At 60.6% G+C, this 16,712-nt stretch carries 14 protein-coding genes and 1 pseudogene; 7 read left to right on the top strand and 8 right to left on the bottom strand.

Annotated elements, in window-relative coordinates; genetic code table 11:
- Positions 1-2: 2 nt before the first annotated feature.
- Positions 3-803 carry a helical backbone metal receptor gene (locus E4Q08_RS00490; protein WP_169068965.1) on the bottom strand — a complete coding sequence of 267 codons (801 nt, stop codon included), beginning with the start codon at positions 801-803 and terminating at the stop codon, positions 3-5.
- A 36-nt stretch (positions 804-839) separates the two neighbouring features.
- Here E4Q08_RS00490 and E4Q08_RS00485 point away from each other — a divergent pair, with 36 nt between their 5' ends.
- Complete coding sequence (locus tag E4Q08_RS00485) at positions 840-1,565, top strand: SDR family oxidoreductase (protein ID WP_169068964.1); 726 nt, start codon at positions 840-842, stop codon at positions 1,563-1,565.
- Positions 1,566-1,765: 200 nt separating this feature from the next.
- On the opposite strand, the gene E4Q08_RS24255 is transcribed toward E4Q08_RS00485, so the two are convergent.
- Positions 1,766-2,116 (bottom strand): GGDEF domain-containing protein, encoded by a 351-nt coding sequence (locus tag E4Q08_RS24255; RefSeq protein ID WP_252396602.1) that lies wholly within the window; start codon positions 2,114-2,116, stop codon positions 1,766-1,768.
- Positions 2,088-3,011, bottom strand: a pseudogene (locus E4Q08_RS25935) (sensor domain-containing diguanylate cyclase); the annotation flags it as partial. The pseudogene E4Q08_RS25935 and the gene E4Q08_RS24255, both read right to left, overlap by 29 nt.
- Positions 3,012-3,725: 714 nt before the next feature.
- On the opposite strand from E4Q08_RS25935, the gene E4Q08_RS00475 reads away from it, so the two are divergent.
- From E4Q08_RS00475 to E4Q08_RS00465, 3 genes are read left to right on the top strand one after another with little or no spacing between them, the layout of a single operon-like run.
- The gene (locus E4Q08_RS00475) at positions 3,726-5,648 is read left to right on the top strand and encodes a PrkA family serine protein kinase (protein WP_169068963.1); all 1,923 of its coding nucleotides are present in this window, start codon (positions 3,726-3,728) and stop codon (positions 5,646-5,648) included.
- A gap of 51 nt (positions 5,649-5,699) precedes the next feature.
- The gene (locus E4Q08_RS00470; RefSeq protein ID WP_169068962.1) at positions 5,700-6,974 is read left to right on the top strand and encodes a YeaH/YhbH family protein; all 1,275 of its coding nucleotides are present in this window, start codon (positions 5,700-5,702) and stop codon (positions 6,972-6,974) included.
- Positions 6,971-8,515 (top strand): SpoVR family protein, encoded by a 1,545-nt coding sequence (locus E4Q08_RS00465; RefSeq protein WP_211203255.1) that lies wholly within the window; start codon positions 6,971-6,973, stop codon positions 8,513-8,515. The genes E4Q08_RS00470 and E4Q08_RS00465 overlap by 4 nt, the downstream gene beginning before the upstream one ends.
- Before the next feature lie 24 nt (positions 8,516-8,539).
- Here the strand turns inward: E4Q08_RS00465 and E4Q08_RS00460 are convergent, their stop codons facing one another.
- From E4Q08_RS00460 to argS, 4 genes are all read right to left on the bottom strand, one after another.
- Positions 8,540-9,301 (bottom strand): SDR family oxidoreductase, encoded by a 762-nt coding sequence (locus E4Q08_RS00460; protein ID WP_034914655.1) that lies wholly within the window; start codon positions 9,299-9,301, stop codon positions 8,540-8,542.
- A gap of 94 nt (positions 9,302-9,395) precedes the next feature.
- Positions 9,396-10,043: a thiol:disulfide interchange protein DsbA/DsbL gene (locus E4Q08_RS00455; RefSeq protein ID WP_034914653.1), complete on the bottom strand. Its 648-nt coding sequence runs from the start codon at positions 10,041-10,043 to the stop codon at positions 9,396-9,398.
- Positions 10,044-10,057: 14 nt separating this feature from the next.
- A complete protein-coding gene (locus tag E4Q08_RS00450) occupies positions 10,058-10,855 on the bottom strand; it encodes an SPOR domain-containing protein (RefSeq protein ID WP_248594604.1) in 798 nt (265 codons plus the stop codon).
- Positions 10,856-10,887: 32 nt separating this feature from the next.
- A complete protein-coding gene (argS, locus tag E4Q08_RS00445) occupies positions 10,888-12,654 on the bottom strand; it encodes an arginine--tRNA ligase (protein ID WP_169068960.1) in 1,767 nt (588 codons plus the stop codon).
- A gap of 234 nt (positions 12,655-12,888) precedes the next feature.
- Here argS and E4Q08_RS00440 point away from each other — a divergent pair, with 234 nt between their 5' ends.
- Together E4Q08_RS00440 and E4Q08_RS00435 are read left to right on the top strand one after the other, a co-directional pair.
- Positions 12,889-13,878 carry a glycosyltransferase family 2 protein gene (locus E4Q08_RS00440; RefSeq protein ID WP_169068959.1) on the top strand — a complete coding sequence of 330 codons (990 nt, stop codon included), beginning with the start codon at positions 12,889-12,891 and terminating at the stop codon, positions 13,876-13,878.
- Between the two features lie 10 nt (positions 13,879-13,888).
- Positions 13,889-15,460: an ArnT family glycosyltransferase gene (locus E4Q08_RS00435; RefSeq protein ID WP_169068958.1), complete on the top strand. Its 1,572-nt coding sequence runs from the start codon at positions 13,889-13,891 to the stop codon at positions 15,458-15,460.
- On the opposite strand, the gene E4Q08_RS00430 is transcribed toward E4Q08_RS00435, so the two are convergent.
- A complete protein-coding gene (locus E4Q08_RS00430) occupies positions 15,423-15,815 on the bottom strand; it encodes a GtrA family protein (RefSeq protein WP_034914641.1) in 393 nt (130 codons plus the stop codon). The genes E4Q08_RS00435 and E4Q08_RS00430 overlap by 38 nt on opposite strands.
- Before the next feature lie 19 nt (positions 15,816-15,834).
- Here E4Q08_RS00430 and E4Q08_RS00425 point away from each other — a divergent pair, with 19 nt between their 5' ends.
- Positions 15,835-16,665 carry a ChbG/HpnK family deacetylase gene (locus tag E4Q08_RS00425; protein WP_034914638.1) on the top strand — a complete coding sequence of 277 codons (831 nt, stop codon included), beginning with the start codon at positions 15,835-15,837 and terminating at the stop codon, positions 16,663-16,665.
- Positions 16,666-16,712: the final 47 nt, after the last annotated feature.

Below are 16,712 nucleotides of genomic sequence, written 5' to 3'. Positions count from 1 at the left end.
CATCAGCGCTCGGCGAGGCTGGCGCGCAGCTCGCGCAGATAAGCGAGTCCCTGGATCGCGCGACTGCCATACCAGGAGACCATTTCGCCGTCGATCAGAGCCACGCGAATGCCCGGCAGGTGTTCTGTCAATGGATGCAGATGCCTGGCACGGAAGGGGTAGGGCTCGCTGGAAAGAAAAACGATCTCGGCTTCCCGCACCAACTCCGGCAGATCGATTTCCGGATAGCGAACCAGGCTTGCCAGTGGCAGCGTATCCCAGCCGGCGGCAGCCAGCATACGCGAGATGTAGGTGTCACGGGCAACACTGAGCCAGGGTTCTCGCCAGATCAGGTAGAGCACCCGCTGCCGCGGTAGCCCGTTGGCCAGTGCGCCGAGCGCTGCCCATGCGTGCTCGAAGTCGGCACACAAGGCCTCGGCTTCTTTCTCTCGCCCGAAAATCCCGCCCAGCATGCGATACAGTTCGAGGTTGTCGCGGGCGGCCAGCGGGTGGGTGACGATCAGGTGTGGAACGAAATCGGACAGAGCTTCGACTTCTTCGCGACGGTTTTCATCGATGTTGACCAGTACATGCGTAGGCTGCAGCACGCGCAGTTTGTCAATGTCGAAACCCTTGGTGCCGCCGAGCTTCGGCACCCGCCGGACGACCTGCCGCGGATGGATGCAGAAACCGGTGCGACCGACCAGCAGTTCGGCGAGGCCGAGGTCGACCAGCAACTCGGTCAGGCTGGGCACCAGCGAGACGATGCGCGGCGTGCCGGGATAGCGAGTGTGCAGCTTGCCGAGCGCGTCAGACCATTGCATGATGAAGGCTCCACGTTCAAATAACAGGAGACAAGCATGCTAGCTCAGAAACTTGCCGTCGTGACCGGTGCCGCGCGTGGCATCGGCTTCGCCGTGGCGCGCGACCTTGCCGCCGCCGGGTGCATGGTACTGATGGTCGGGCGCGGCGCCGAAGCGATCGAAGATGCAGCCCGACAATTGCGCGAGAGTGGGCACGAGGTTCTGCCGCACATCGCCGACGTTACCGATGCAGGCGCCGTTGCCGCCCTTGGCGCCCGCCTGCGCCGCGAGTTTGGCCGCGCCGACATTCTGGTGAACAATGCCGGCGTTTTTCTCGAAGCAGCGGATTTCGTGGTTCCGCAGGCGGCCAGCGTTTTCGTGGTCGATCCGGAATTGGTGGCGGCGACGCACGCTTGCAACGCGCTCGCGCCGCTGCGACTGATTCAGGTGCTTGTACCCTTGATGCGCGAAAATCGCTGGGGGCGGATCGTCAACGTCTCGTCCGGCATGGGGCAACTGGCCCAGATGGGCGGCTTCTGGCCGGGCTACCGGATGTCGAAAGCGGCACTCAACGCGTTGACTCGCCTCACTGCCAAGGAGTTGGAAGGCACTCCGATCAAGATCAATTCGGTCTGCCCTGGCTGGTGCCGTACCGGGATGGGTGGCGAGAACGCTACCCGCAGCGCCGAAGAGGGTGCCAAAGGAATCGTATGGGCGGCACTGCTGCCGGACGACGGCCCGAGCGGTGGTTTCTTCCGTGATGGTCAAGTGATCGAATGGTGAGACTCGGCAAGGGGGAGTCGCCTGGCGTTGATCTCCGGCAGAGTCTGAGACAAGTCCCGAGGGTAAACGTACTTCGACAGGTCTGGTCCCTCTCGTCCGATGCCGGACTGTCGGGGCAGCCGCGCCCGTGCCGCTGCTTGCGCCCGATGTCCGATCGGTGCGCAACGATATCTGATTCGGTCAGGCGTGGGCGAGCTCGATCAAGTTGTCGTCGTTTCGGCTGAGCAGATGCGATTGCGTCCTGCCTTCTTTGCGGCATACAGTGCCTCGTCGGCACAAGCGATGGTACGGTCAAATGTCTGCGCGCCATCGAATTCGGCAACGCCGACGCTGACTGTCACCAGCATCGCCTCCGGTGGCCCGAGAGGCGATCTGGCGATCCGTTCGCGCAGGTTTTCGGCAATCCGCAGCGCGTTCTCCTGGCCGCAATCCGCCAGAACCAAGAGGAATTCCTCGCCCCCCCCAACGCACCGCGATGTCCGAATTCCTCGATACCTCGCGCAATAGTCTGGCCACGGCGGCCAGAATCCGGTCGCCGAACAGGTGCCCATAACGGTCGTTCACCGACTTGAAGTGATCGATATCGATCAGCAGGACGCTGATCGGCTTAGGCGTACGACGCCAGCTTGCCAGCATGCGTTCCTGCAGAATCGAATAGGCGTAACGATTGAGCAGCCCGGTCAGTTCGTCGCTCGAAGCCATCTCCTCGATCCGCGACTGATAGCGCCCCAGCGCCAGATAAGTCAGATAGATGGCGATCAGCGTCACGACCATACTGATCGCCAAATTGACGTATAAGGTATGGCGGATCTTGGCCAGCGCGACTTCCTCATTCTGTTCGACGAACAGATACCATTTCAACTCGGGCAGATAATTGACGTTGAGGATGTGGTTGTCACCGGCCACTGTAAACTGGTACGAGCCTTTTTTCTCTTCCAGGATCCGGTCCACCAGCGGCCCCACGCCGGGATTGGTGCGCAGATCCGGATGAAGTCCGGTCTGATCGGCGAACAGGACGATTCGGCCCTGCTGGTCGACAAAATAGACCGTCCGGTGAAAACGCTCCTGATACAGCGCGATCAAATGCCGGACGGCATCCACGGTCAGACCGATGCCGGTAGCGCCGATATAGCGGCCGGCGTAATCGAAGACCCGATAATTGATGAATATGGTCAGCGCATCCTTGTTGGCCAGATCGGGGTCGACATTGATCTCGTAATCCTCCTTCATTTCACTGACTCGGAAATACCAGGCATCACGCGGTTCCTTGCGGTTGACCTGCTTGAGCACGCCGAGGCCGGTGTAGTAGAGCTGACTCTGCTGAGAGACAAAGAAGCTGCTGAAGGCGCCGTTGCGCTCCCTGACTTCCTTCAGGTAGCGCGCCATGGCACTGACCTCGCGCTCACCCGCAATCACCCAGTCCCGGACAAAGGTGTCGTGTGCCATGTTGGAAGAAATCAGCACCGGGCGCACCAGATCCTTCTGAATCTCCGAATAGATGTTGCTTGAGGTTAGCGGTAGGTCTTCGCTGATGATGGCCGCACGAATGGCCTGCTTGGAAACGAAATATCCGAACATCGTTGTCGCAAAAAAAGCCGATGCTCAAGACCGAACTCAACAGGATGAGCAAACTGCGACGATCGAAAATATGGGCCGGCATTTTCATGGCCATGAGGACAGGCAGCTTGAATGGGGTGGAATCGATGGCTTTCGCATGAAGCAATGTCGGGGTGCTGAACTAACGCAAAGACAATACCACCAAAAAGAAAGATGGACTTGCTGAGTCACCAGGAGCAACACTGCCACTCCTCGGAAAATTTTACACCTTGCCGTATCTGTCCCCTTTCTGTGGCATCGACCGCAGCGTTACGCACCGTGTTGGTGCGCGCCCGCCAGCAGCCTCGTCTGCTACGCGAATATCATGGTCATGCCGACAACCTGTCGGCGCCATCAGGCATTGCCGCCATCAGGCTGCGCATGGAGAGGAGGACGCCGACGCCGGGAATGCCTTGCCGAAGCACGGGGCAGATGCCATCGGGTAAGCCGTTACGGGAACTGGCGCGTTACTTGCTTGATCTTAAGTGTAATGCGCCAGTGCTGATTCCACCCGGCACGGTCGAGATCATCGGGGAGGATAGAACCCGTTTATTGGAGATCAACATGGATATCGTCAGTCATTTTGCCGCCCGCTTCGACCGCACCCGCGAAGAGGAGCTTTCGCTGGAGGACTATCTCGCGGCGTGCAAGCGAGATCCGCTGAGCTATGCCAGCGCCGCCGAGCGCATGCTGCGCGCCATCGGCGAACCGCAGGCGGTGGACACCCGCAACGACCCGCGGCTGTCACGCCTTTTTGCCAACAAGGTGATCAAGATCTATCCGGCTTTCGCCGAGTTCTATGGGCTGGAAGACGCCATCGAGCAGGTGGTGAGCTACTTCCGCCACGCGGCGCAGGGGCTCGAAGAAAAGAAGCAGATCCTCTACCTGCTTGGCCCGGTCGGCGGCGGCAAGAGCTCGATCGCCGAGCGCCTGAAGTCGCTGATGCAGGAGGTGCCTTTCTACGCGATCAAGGGTTCGCCGGTAAACGAGTCGCCGCTCGGCCTGTTCGATCCGGATGAAGATGGCGCCATTCTCGAAAAGGAATACGGCATTCCGCGCCGCTACCTCACGCGCATCCTGTCGCCGTGGGCGGTGAAGCGGCTGGAAGAATTCGGCGGCGACATCCGCAGGTTCAAGGTAGTGAAGCGCTACCCGAGCGTGCTCAAGCAGGTCGGCATCGCCAAGACCGAACCCGGTGACGAGAACAATCAGGACATTTCGAGCCTGGTCGGCAAGGTCGACATCCGCAAGCTCGAAACCTATGCCCAGGACGATCCGGACGCCTACAGCTTTTCGGGCGGTCTGTGCCTCGCCAACCAGGGGCTGCTCGAGTTTGTCGAAATGTTCAAGGCGCCGATCAAGGTGCTGCACCCGCTGCTGACTGCGACGCAGGAAGGCAATTTCAAGGGCACCGAAGGCTTTGGCGCGATCCCCTTCGACGGCGTCGTTCTCGCGCACTCGAATGAAAGCGAATGGAAAGCCTTCCGCAACAACAAGAACAACGAGGCCTTTCTGGACCGCATCTACATCGTCAAGGTGCCTTATTGCCTGCGCGTTTCCGAAGAAGTGAAGATTTACGAGAAGCTGCTGCGCGGTTCCTCGCTTGCGCAAGCCACCTGCGCGCCGGGGACCCTGCCGATCATGGCGCAGTTCGCCGTACTGACGCGCCTGAAGGAGCCGGAAAACTCCAGCCTGTATTCGAAAATGCTGGTCTACGATGGTGAAAACCTCAAAGACACCGATCCGCGCGCCAAGAGCTACCAGGAGTACCGCGACTACGCCGGCGTCGATGAAGGCATGAGCGGCATTTCGACCCGCTTCGCCTTCAAGATCCTCAGCAAGGTGTTCAACTTCGACTCGACCGAGGTCGCCGCCAACCCGGTGCACCTGATGTACGTGCTCGAGCAGCAGATCGAGCGCGAACAGTTCCCGGCCGAAACCGAGGCAAAGTACCTCGCTTTCATCAAGGAACACCTGTCGGTGCGCTACGCCGAATTCATTGGCAAGGAAATCCAGACCGCGTACCTGGAAAGCTATAGCGAGTACGGCCAGAACATTTTCGACCGCTATGTCACCTACGCCGACTACTGGATCCAGGATCAGGAGTATCGCGACACCGATACCGGCGAGGTATTCGACCGCGCCTCGCTGAATGCCGAACTCGAGAAGATCGAAAAGCCCGCGGGAATCGCCAACCCGAAGGATTTTCGCAACGAGATCGTCAATTTCGTGCTGCGCGCGCGCGCCAACAACCAGGGCAAGAACCCGCTGTGGACCAGCTACGAAAAGCTGCGCACGGTAATCGAGAAAAAGATGTTCTCGAACACCGAAGAATTGTTGCCGGTCATCAGCTTCAATGCCAAGGCCAGCGCCGACGATGTCAAGAAGCACGAAGATTTCGTCAATCGCATGGTCAACAAGGGCTACACGTCGAAGCAGGTGCGACTGCTCTGCGAGTGGTATCTGCGTGTCCGCAAGAATTCGTGAAATTCGTGACATTCGTGACCCGGCATCAAGCCGAGGCGTGGAGGACATCCCGTGCAACAGATCATCGATCGAAGGCTGGCCGGCAAGAACAAGTCGATCGGCAACCGTGAACGCTTCCTGCGCCGGCACCGCGAGCAGATCCGTGAAGCGGTGAAGCGTGCCGTCGCCGGGCGTGGCATCCGTGACATCGCCCAGGGCGAGGATATCCCGATCCCGCGCCGCGACATCAGCGAGCCGGTGTTCGGCCACGGCCCGGGCGGACGACGCGAAATGGTGCATCCTGGCAACCAGGATTTCGTTCGCGGTGACCGCATCGACCGTCCACAGGGCGGCGCTGGCCGGGGCGGTTCCGGGCAGGCCGGCGATTCCGGCGAGGGAGAAGACGACTTCGTCTTTCACCTGACGAAAGAGGAGTTCATGCAGGTCTTCTTCGACGACCTGGCGCTGCCCAATCTGGTGCGCACGACGCTCGCCGACACCCCCGAGTACAAGACGCACCGGGCCGGCTTTTCCAGCGACGGTACGCCGAACAATCTGCATGTCGTACGCTCGATGCGCGGCGCCATCGGCCGGCGCATCGCACTCGGCAGCCAGGCGCGGCGCGAACTGATCCGCCTCGAAGCACTTCTCGAGGCCCTGCTCGCACCGCCTCTTGACCCGTCGCGCCGGCAGGAAATCCAGGCGCTCCAGCATGACATCGAAGCGCTGCGCGTACACATCCAGCGCATCCCCTACCTCGACCCGATCGATCTGCGCTATCGCAGCCGCGTGCGGACGCCGGTGCCGACCGCCAAGGCGGTCATGTTCTGCCTGATGGATGTCTCCGGTTCGATGGACGAAGCGCGCAAGGATCTGGCCAAGCGCTTTTTCATCCTGCTCTACCTCTTCCTGACCCGGCACTATGAACGGATCGACATCGTCTTCATCCGCCATCACACACAGGCGCAGGAAGTCAACGAGCACGACTTCTTCCACGCCACGGAAACCGGCGGGACCGTCGTCTCGAGCGCGCTCGTTCTCATGGAGCAGATCATCCGCGCTCGCTACCCGAGCAGCGGATGGAACATCTATGGCGCACACGCCAGCGATGGCGACAACTGGCACAACGACAGCGCGCGCTGTCGTGAACTGTTGGCGAACGACATTCTGCCGCTGTGCCGCTACTTCGCTTATATCCAGGTGGTCGAGCAGGAGCAGAACCTGTGGCAGGAATACGCAGCGCTGGCGGCAATCTCCGATGCCTTCGCGATGCGCAAGGCCAGTACGGTCGACCAGATCTATCCGGTATTTCGCGAGCTGTTCAGCAAGGAGGTGAGGGCAAAATGAACCATACCCTGATCGACCGGCCGCTGCCGGCCCAAGCATCGGCGGCGAAGCTGCCGGCGCCAAGCGACTGGACCTTCGAGTTGCTTCATCAGTATCACGAGGTCATCCGCAGCACCGCCCGGCGCTTCGGCCTCGACACTTATCCCAACCAGCTCGAGATCATCACCGCCGAACAGATGATGGACGCCTATGCCTCGGTCGGCATGCCGGTCAACTACCGCCACTGGAGCTACGGCAAGGAGTTCATTGCCACCGACCGGAACTACCGGCGCGGTCAGATGGGTCTGGCCTACGAAATCGTCATCAATGCCAACCCGTGCATCAGCTATCTGATGGAAGAGAATACGATGGCGATGCAGGCGCTGGTGATCGCGCATGCAGCCTACGGCCACAACAGCTTCTTCAAGGGCAACTACCTGTTCCGGATGTGGACCGACGCCTCGTCGATCATCGACTACCTCGTCTACGCCAAAGACTACATCGCCGGCTGCGAAGAGCGTCACGGCATCGACGCGGTCGAGTTGTTGCTGGACAGTTGCCATGCGCTGATGAACTACGGTGTGGACCGCTATCGCCGGCCGAGCCGGTTGAGCCTCGGCGAAGAACGTGCACGGGCGGCGGATCGCGAAGCCTATGCGCAGCAGCAGGTCAATGAACTCTGGCGCACGCTGCCGCGGCGACCGGAAAAGGAGGCCGCCGAGAAGGAAGCGACACGTTTTCCCGCCGAGCCGCAGGAAAACCTGCTCTATTTCATCGAGAAGAACGCGCCGCTGCTCGAGCCCTGGCAGCGCGAAATCGTTCGCATCGTGCGCAAGGTGGCGCAGTACTTCTACCCGCAGCGGCAGACGCAGGTGATGAACGAAGGCTGGGCGACCTTCTGGCACCATCATCTGCTGAACACCCTGTACGACGATGGCTACCTCACCGATGGCCTGATGATCGAGTGGCTCAAGTCCCATACCAACGTCGTATTCCAGCCGCCGGTCGGCCACCCGGCCTACAACGGCATCAACCCCTATGCGCTGGGTTTCGCGATGTACTCCGACATCAAGCGCATTTGCGAAGCGCCAAGCGACGAAGACCGCGACTGGTTCCCGGACATCGCCGGCAGCGACTGGCTGGCCACGCTCGATCACGCGATGCGCAACTTCAAGGACGAAAGTTTCATCGGCCAGTACCTGTCGCCGCGCCTGATGCGCGCCTTCCGGCTGTTCACCATCGTCGACGACGAGAAAGCGCCGAAGCTCGAGGTCTCCGCCATCCACGACGAGGCCGGCTATCGCGTTCTGCGCGAGGCGATGTCGCGCCAGTACGACCTGGGTTCGCGCGAACCCAATATCCAGGTGTGGAGCGTCAACCTGCGCGGCGACCGTTCGCTGGTCCTCCGCCATACACAGCACAACGAGCGCCCGCTCGGTGACAGTGCCGAGGAGGTGCTCAAGCACGTCGCGCGGCTGTGGGGCTTCCCGGTACATCTGGAAAGCGTCGACCACAACGGCAAGATGTCACGCAGTTGGCGGGTAGCTCCGGCGATCGACTGAAGGCATCGCGACGAGATCAAATGACTACGGCGCTTGTCGTGGCTTGCGCGGCGCGGCGGCGAACAGACGATCGTAGAGGGCATTGGGCAGCAGCCGCAGAACCTTGGTCACCAAGCCCATTTGCCAGGGAATGACGGTGTAGCTGCCGCCTCGCTCGATCGCTCGCGCAAAGCGCCGCGCAGCCTCGTCGGCCGGCATCAGGAAAGGCATCGGGAAAGGGTTGGCGGCAGTCATCGGGGTGCGGATGTAGCCGGGGCAGATGGTGAGCACCTGCACCCCGGCGTTGCGCAGTTCGACACGCAGGCTTTCGAGATAGCTGATCACTGCGGCTTTCGACGCGCTGTAGGCCTCCGCACCGGGCAGGCCGCGGATTCCGGCGACCGAGGCGATCCCCACCAGCCGCCCGCAACCCGCTTGCCGCATGCCTCCAATGAACGGAGAAAAAGTCGCGGCCATGCCGAAGAAATTGACGTCCATGATTCTCCGGATGACTTCGAGATCGGCTGCGCATTCGCTCAGGGTGCCGACCGAGACGCCCGCATTGGCGATCACGATGTCGGGAACGCCGCGCGCCGCGATGAAGTCTGCGCCGGCGGCGCGCAAGGACGCGGCGTCGGTGACATCGAGCGGGTAGCAGCGGACCTGGCCGGGCCAGCGTGCGGACAGTCGTTGCAAAGGCTCGGCCCGGCGCGCAGCCAGTCCGAGTTGTGCTCCTTGCCGCGCGTAGTATTCGGCCAGTGCCCAACCGATGCCGGACGAGGCGCCGGTGATGAAGACCTTGAGCATGCGGGAAGCCAGGATCGGGAAGATTCGCCGGCAGCGGCTCTGCTGCGACGGCGCAAGGCTTGTGGAGAATGCGCCAGAGTGACCGCTAGAATCGCTACTTTTTCTTGCGATCACTGCGCGCCATGCCGATCACCTGGTCGGTCAGCGCCGGCAGATCAGCCAATCCCTTGATCTCCTTGCCGGTGACCAGGTACTTGCCGTCGACGGCCATGGCCGGGACGCCCTGGATCTTGTACGCCTGCACCATCTGGTCGGCGCGCTTGGCCTTGCTGACGACGCTGAAGGAGTTGTAGGCTTCGGTGAATTTCCTGGCGTCGATGCCTTGCCCGGTCACCCACTCGGTGATGCTCTTGTCGTCATAAAGCTTGCTGCCCGCCTTGTGCAGGGCATCGAAGACCGCGTTATCCAGTCTGGCCAGATCGCCGGTGGCCTCCAGCGCATAGAAAAGTCGGGCCAGACTGGCCCACTGAGGACGTCCGAAGGTGACTGGCACGCGTTTGAAGGTGACGTCGCTCGGCAATGCGGCTGCCCACTTGCCGACAATCGGATGGAATTCGCTGCAGTGCGGACAGCCGTACGAGAAGAACTCGATCACTTCGATCTTCGCCGGCGTATCGGTCATCTGTGCCGGGACGATTGGTAGGTAGTCGCGACCTACCGCAAGTTCGGCCCGAACTGGCAGAATGACTGCCAGCATGGCCAGGGTGATGGCAAGCAGCCATCCGCTGCGAGCTCGATGCATAAGTTTCTCCTCTCTCAGTCTTTCCTGACCACATTGGCATCGATGCCCTGCCTGGCGAGGTCGGCACGCAAATGATTGACATCGTCGATCTTTTGATAGGGCCCGATACGAACGCGGTACCACACCTTGTCCTGCAACATCACCTGCTGAATTTGCGCCTCGGTTCCAAGTAAGGCCAGGCGTGCCTTCTGGTTGTCAGCCTCATTCGCGCTCTGGAACGAGCCGGCCTGCAGATAGAGTGGTTCCTTGAGTGTGCCGTCGGCCTTGCTCCTGGTACTGTCTGCCGGTTTGGCGTCCGCCGGTTTGCTCTCGGCGGTCTTGCTGGCAGCGGCTTTGCTCTCTGTCGGCTTGGTTTCGGCCGGTTTCCCCTCGGCCGGTTTCCCCTCGCTGGGCTTCGTTTCGATCGGCTTCGTTTCGATTGCCTTCGTTTCGGTCGGTTTGGCAGGCACAGGCCTAGCCTCCGCTGGCTTGATTTCCTCGGGCTTGGGATCGGGAATGGCCTCAGCATTGCCAGGCAGGATCTTGTAGAAGTCAAAGCGCGGTTTTTCGGTGACCGGGTCACCTGGCTTGCCAGGCAGTGCCACCGGCGCCGATGCGACCGGCGGCACTTCGGGAGTGGCTGCTGGCGGCTTGCCGGCAACGGGCGGCGGTAGCTTGGGTTGCTGGCCGGTGGTGGTGAAAGGCAGCGGTGCCTTGTTGATATACCAGACCACGCCGGCCACGCCGATGACGCCGATGACCAGGCCAATGAACAGGCCGAACAGGGTGCCTCCTCCCGATTTCCTGGCAGGAGGTGCTTTGCGGGGTTTCATGTCAAGACTCATGGAAGTCTTCGGTCCTCCGATCACATCGACTCCGGGCAACTGACGCCCAGAATTGTCATCCCATTATGGATCACCTGCCTGACGGCAGCCGCCAGTGCCACACGTGCATCTCGTAACACCGGATTGTCGACCAGAATTCGCTCGGCATTGTAATAGCTGTGGAACTCGGCGGCCAGATCCTTGAGGTAGAAAGCGATCAGATGCGGTGCCAGTTCGCTCGCGGCCGTTTCGACGACCTCCGGGAATTCACCCAGCCTGACGGCCAGGGCGAGTTCATGCGGGCTTTCCAGGCGGGCCAGGTCGGCGGTGGTCAGTGCTTCCTGCTCGCCTCCCCACAGGGCCAGCACCGAGCAGACGCGAGCGTGCGCGTACTGAATGTAATAGACCGGGTTGTCGTTCGACTGGCTCTTGGCCAGATCGAGGTCGAAATCGAGGTGCTGGTCGGATTTGCGCAGGACATAGAAGAAGCGGCAGGCATCGTTACCGACATCTTCGCGCAGCGTGCGCAGGGTGACGAAATCTCCAGAACGCGTCGACATCTGTGCCTTCCAGCCAGAGCGATAGAGTACGGCAAACTGCACCAGCGCCACTTCGAGCACATCAGGATCAAGCCCCAGAGCGCTGATTGCGCCCCTGACTCGTGGAATATAACCGTGATGGTCGGCTCCCCAGACGTTGATGATGCGCTGGAAGCCGCGTTCGTATTTGTTGAGGTGGTAGGCGATGTCCGACGCGAAGTAGGTGTAAAGACCGTTGTCGCGCTGCACAACGCGATCCTTCTCGTCGCCAAAAGCGGTCGACCGGAACCAGCGGGCGCCATCCTGAACGTAGAGATGACCTTTTTTGTCGAGCCGCTCGACGCAACGCGCGACCAGTCCGATATCAAACAGCGACTGTTCGGAAAACCACACGTCGAAATGCACACCGGATTCCTCGAGATCCCTGCGGCAATCTGCGAGTTGCTCGGTGAGAACGAAGTCGTGCAGGGTTTTCCACTCCTCGCCAAGCAACTTCTTGGCCCTGGCAATCAGCGCATCGAGCAGGGTTTCACGCTGTTGCCCGGCGGCGGCGTCGGTGCGTTCGGGATCGGGCAGGTCGGGCAGGCCTTCGCTGATGCTGGCGAGCGGTCGCAGGTAACGGTCAGGATGTGCCGCCAGCAACTGCCTGGCCATGTCGCGAACGTATTCACCCTGGTAGCCGCTCGGGGGGAATGGCACGCTGTCCGGCTTGTTCAGTTCCAGGTAGCGCAGCCAGGTCGACAGGGCGAGGATATCCATCTGACGGCCAGCGTCGTTGACGTAGTATTCGCTGGTCACGTCCCAGCCGGCATAACCGAGCAGCTTGCACAGGCTGTCGCCATAAGCGGCACCACGGCCGTGCCCGACGTGCAGCGGTCCGGTCGGGTTGGCCGATACGAACTCGACCAGTACGCGGCGCTTGCCGCCAGTCGTCGAGCGACCAAACGCTGCGCCCTGTTCGAGAATGCTGTGCAGCACTTCGAGCTTGGCCGCAGGCGACAGGTGAAAGTTGATGAAACCAGCGCCAGCGACTTCGCTCCGATCGACCAGGGGCGAATACGGCAACTCCGAGATCAGCAGTTGCGCCAGTTGCCGGGGATTGCGTTTGATCGATCGCGCCAGTTGCATCGCAAGATTGCAGGAAAAATCCCCATGTGTGGCCTGCTTCGGTCGCTCGATATGGATGGCAGCGTCGGACTCGCTCGGTGCAACACTGAGCAGTGCGGCCCGCATCAGTTCGGCGAGGTGGCTCTTGAGATCGTGACTCATCGGATGCTTCTGGCAGAGAATTTGGTCAAGCCGCTGATTATACGACGCACAACGCGCGACCGGGCGAATGATTGGCGAGGGTAGCCGACTGCGCGGTCTGTCTTTTCTGCCTCTGGAATGCAGGAACTGGCATGACTGGTGTTAAATTGCGAGATCCGCATGGAGGTTGGTCGCGGGCATTGGCGCCTGCCACCAGCAATACGTTTTGTCTCTGGAAAGGGATCATGATTTCAAGTGTGCCCCCCCCCGCTTCGGTACGGTTCTCCCCGACCCGAACGGCCTCGCATCAGTTGTGTTGTCCCGGCACTGAACGAACATGACAGCCTGCTCCTGCTGCTCCCGGAAATGGCCGAATTGCTGGATCAAATCAGTTCCGCCTGGGAAATCATCGTCGTCGATGATGGCAGTACCGATCGTACGCCGCAACTCATGACGACCTATGTGACCAGCAACCCGGGTGTCTACTACCTGCAATTGTCGCGTAACTTCGGCAAGGAAGCAGCGCTCAGCGCCGGGCTCGAAGTGAGCAGTGGAGATGTGGTGATCTGCATCGATGCCGATCTGCAACACCCGCTCGCCCTGATCCCGGAGATGCTCGTACGCTGGCAAGCAGGTGTCGACACCGTCTATGCGGTAAAAAGGAATCGCGACGACGAATCCTGGCTCAAACGCGTCGGCGCTTCGATCTTCTACGGCATCCTGGGGCAGGGGCAGAGGGTTCGTATTCCCCCCGATGCCGGTGATTTCCGGCTGATGGACAAGCAGGTCGTAGACGCGCTGATTCGCCTGCCTGAACGCACCCGCTTCATGAAGGGGCTCTATGCCTGGGTTGGCTTCAAGGCCGAGCCGATGCTCTATGTTCCTGCCGAACGGCTGCATGGGCAAAGCCATTTCAATCTGCTGCAACTGATTCGTTTCGCGGTCGATGGCATCACCGCTTTCTCGACCTGGCCTCTGCGCACTTTCAACCTGGTCGGCAGCCTGATTGCGATGCTTTCTTTCTGCTATGGCAGTTACTTGGTGATCGATTATCTGATCAATGGGCACGACGTCTCGGGTTGGACCACCATCGTCACCGGAATGTTTTTCTTCTCCGGAATCAACCTGATGGCACTCGGTACCATGGGCGCCTATATCGCGCGGATTTTCGACGAGGTCAAACAGCGCCCGCTCTACGTGGTCAAGCGGAACATTGGGCAAAAACTGCCCGAAAACAAATCCTGAGCAGGCATCGATGAGCACAAGCAAGCGGCTGTCGGCATTTGTTGATACCCGATCAACGTGGCTGGTGATGTTGACCACGGCCGTGTGGCTGGCGGCTACGGCGGGAATCCGGCCCTTGATGCTTCCCGACGAAGGGCGCTATGTCGGCGTTGCCTGGGAAATGCTGACCGCCGCTGACTGGCTGGTTCCCCGCCTCGACGGCATGCCATTCTTCCACAAGCCGCCACTGTTTTATTGGCTGACGACTTTGAGCCTGAGCCTATTCGGAGCGCACGAGTTGCCGGCGCGAGCGGCATCACTGGTCGCCGGCCTCTTTGCCGCCGTAGGTCTCTACCGGTTCATCCGTCGTTACCGGGACAGCCAGCTCGCTACCCTGTCGATCGTCATCCTGGTCACTCAGCCGATCTTCTACGCAGGGAGTCAATTCGCGAACCTCGACATGCTGGTCGCCGGTCTGATTACCCTGACGATTCTTGCCGGGGCCGATGCCGTCCTTCGTCTCGAAAAGAAACTTCCCTATCGTGCTGTCCTGGCCATGAGCTATGCCTTTGCCGCACTCGGCATTCTTGCCAAGGGGCTGATCGGTATCGTCTTGCCGGGCGGCGTTTTGCTGCTCTGGCTGCTCTGGCGTCGAGCGTGGCGGGTTTTGCCAGCGATCTTCTGGCTGCCGGGAACTCTGCTCCTGCTGCTGATTGCGCTCCCGTGGTTTTTCTGGATGCAGCATTCCTACCCCGGATTTTTCGATTATTTGGTGGTTTATCATCACTTCCGGCGCTTTTCGGAAACCGGCTTCAATAACCAGATGGCCTTCTGGTTTTATATTCCGGTCATTTTCCTGGCCACTTTGCCGTGGTCGCCATGGTTTGCACGCGTATTCGTCCAGGTCGACCACGGAGATGCCGGGCGGGGTGGCTTGCGAAGCCTGATGGTGATCTGGTTCCTGTTCATCGTCATCTTTTTCTCTCTGCCGAGTTCCAAGCTGCTGGGCTACATTCTGCCGGCGATGCCGCCGGTTGCCTACCTGATTGCCGAATCCTTCTCGCACTGGCTGGATCGTGACCGGACGCGTGCCCTGCGCTGGTATGTTGGGAGCCTGAGCCTGGCCGCGATCGCCTGTGTCGCGCTGGTGGTCGGCGTTGCGCTTGCCGATAAAGTTTCCGCCAAATCTCTGGCGAGCACGGCCAGTTCCCTGCTGCAGCCACCGGACCAAGTGGTGCTGATCGATCAGTATCCATACGACCTGCCGTTCTATCTGCAAGCCCGCAAGCCTGCCTGGGTAGTCAGCGATTGGCAGGATCCGGAAATCGCCAGGCGCGACAATTGGCGAAAGGAACTCGCCGATGCCGGAGAGTTTGACCATGCCAGCCGGCAGGCGGTCCTGCTCACGCCCGCAGAGTTCGCGGCAAGACTCTGCAGTTCTGCTGCCGGCGTATTGTGGATCTGGGGCAAGCCGTCGGCGCCTGAGTGGCTGGGGTGGCTGCAGCAGCAGCCGGTATTTGCCGCCGACCAAAGGCACGCGCTGTGGCGGCTGCAGCCGGCAGCCCTCAGGAAACTCTGTGGCGAAAAGCCCAGCAACGACTGAGGATGAAGGTCAGCACCGCGATCGCCACCAGAATCACTGCGAGCAGCAGGTCATAGGCGATATTGGTGACGTGCAACAAGCAGGCGTAGCTCAGTTCGTTGATCATGAACCCGCTTGCCGAGACGAGAAAGAAGCGACCGCAGGCGACCGCCAGGGAATTCTGCTGATGACGAAAGGTCAGGCGATAATGTCCACCAAAGGAAACCAGAAAAGCGACCAGCCATCCGATCAGGTTGGCCAGCAGCGGAGGCTGCTGCCAAATGGTGACGCAGCCCACCGCGATCAGCCAATGCGTTGCCGCCGCTGCACAGCCGACGAGCACAAACCAGGCGAGTTGCGTGAACATCACTACCATGCCAGGTGCCTCTAGTAAGGTGAAAACTTCCCTTGATGTGGCCCGCAGGCGGATCGCCATTTGCGCCGACGACTTCGGAATGTCGGCCGGAATCGACGAAGGCATTCTTGAACTGGCCCGACTGGGCCGCCTCAGTGCGGTCAGTTGTCTGGTGCAGGGGCCGACGCTGAGCGAACATGTTTCTTCGCTGGCGCTGCTGCCGGTGGACATCGGGCTGCACCTCAATTTTACCGAGGCCTTTGCCAGGGGCCAAATCTGCTTCTCGCTGCCGCGCCTGATCAGCGCCTGTTATCTGCGACAATTGCCGCGGTTCCTGGTCACCGCGACCATTGATTGCCAGCTGGATGCTTTCGAGACCCACTTCGGATGTCCTCCGGATTTCATCGACGGCCACCAGCATGTCCATCAATTGCCGCTGATTCGCGAGCAGTTGCTGGAGCGCATTGCTCGGCGCTATCCGACGCATGCTCTCTGGCTGCGCTCGACGCAAACGGCGCGCCACTTGACAGTCGATCGCGGCAAACGCTTGAAGGCCCGGATCATTGCCTGCCTGGGTGCGCGGACGATGCGCCGATTGGCGGATGCGCAGGGTCTGCCGATGAACCGTCATCTGCTGGGGGTCTACGGTTTCTCGGCAAGCCCCGAAGAATACCGGCAACTGCTGATGTCCTGGTTCGTCGGTGCTGCAGACGGCGACCTGTTGATGTGCCATCCCGCAAGCGCTATCGAGGCTGCAGACCCGATCGGGCAGCAAAGGATGCGGGAACACTCGGTGCTTGCCGACAGCCGTTTTCCGGCCTGGATCGAGCAGCATCGATTGACCATTTCGCGCCTGTCGAGAGCAGCTTGACTGATATGCGTATCAGGGCGGAGCGATGACGCTCGTTTCTGTGTAAA

Origin of the sequence: Candidatus Accumulibacter contiguus (assembly GCF_012940005.1) — a bacterium.
Lineage (GTDB): Bacteria > Pseudomonadota > Gammaproteobacteria > Burkholderiales > Rhodocyclaceae > Accumulibacter > Accumulibacter contiguus.
Note: the sequence above shows the minus strand (reverse complement) of the source record. Positions and strands in the feature narration are given on the sequence as shown.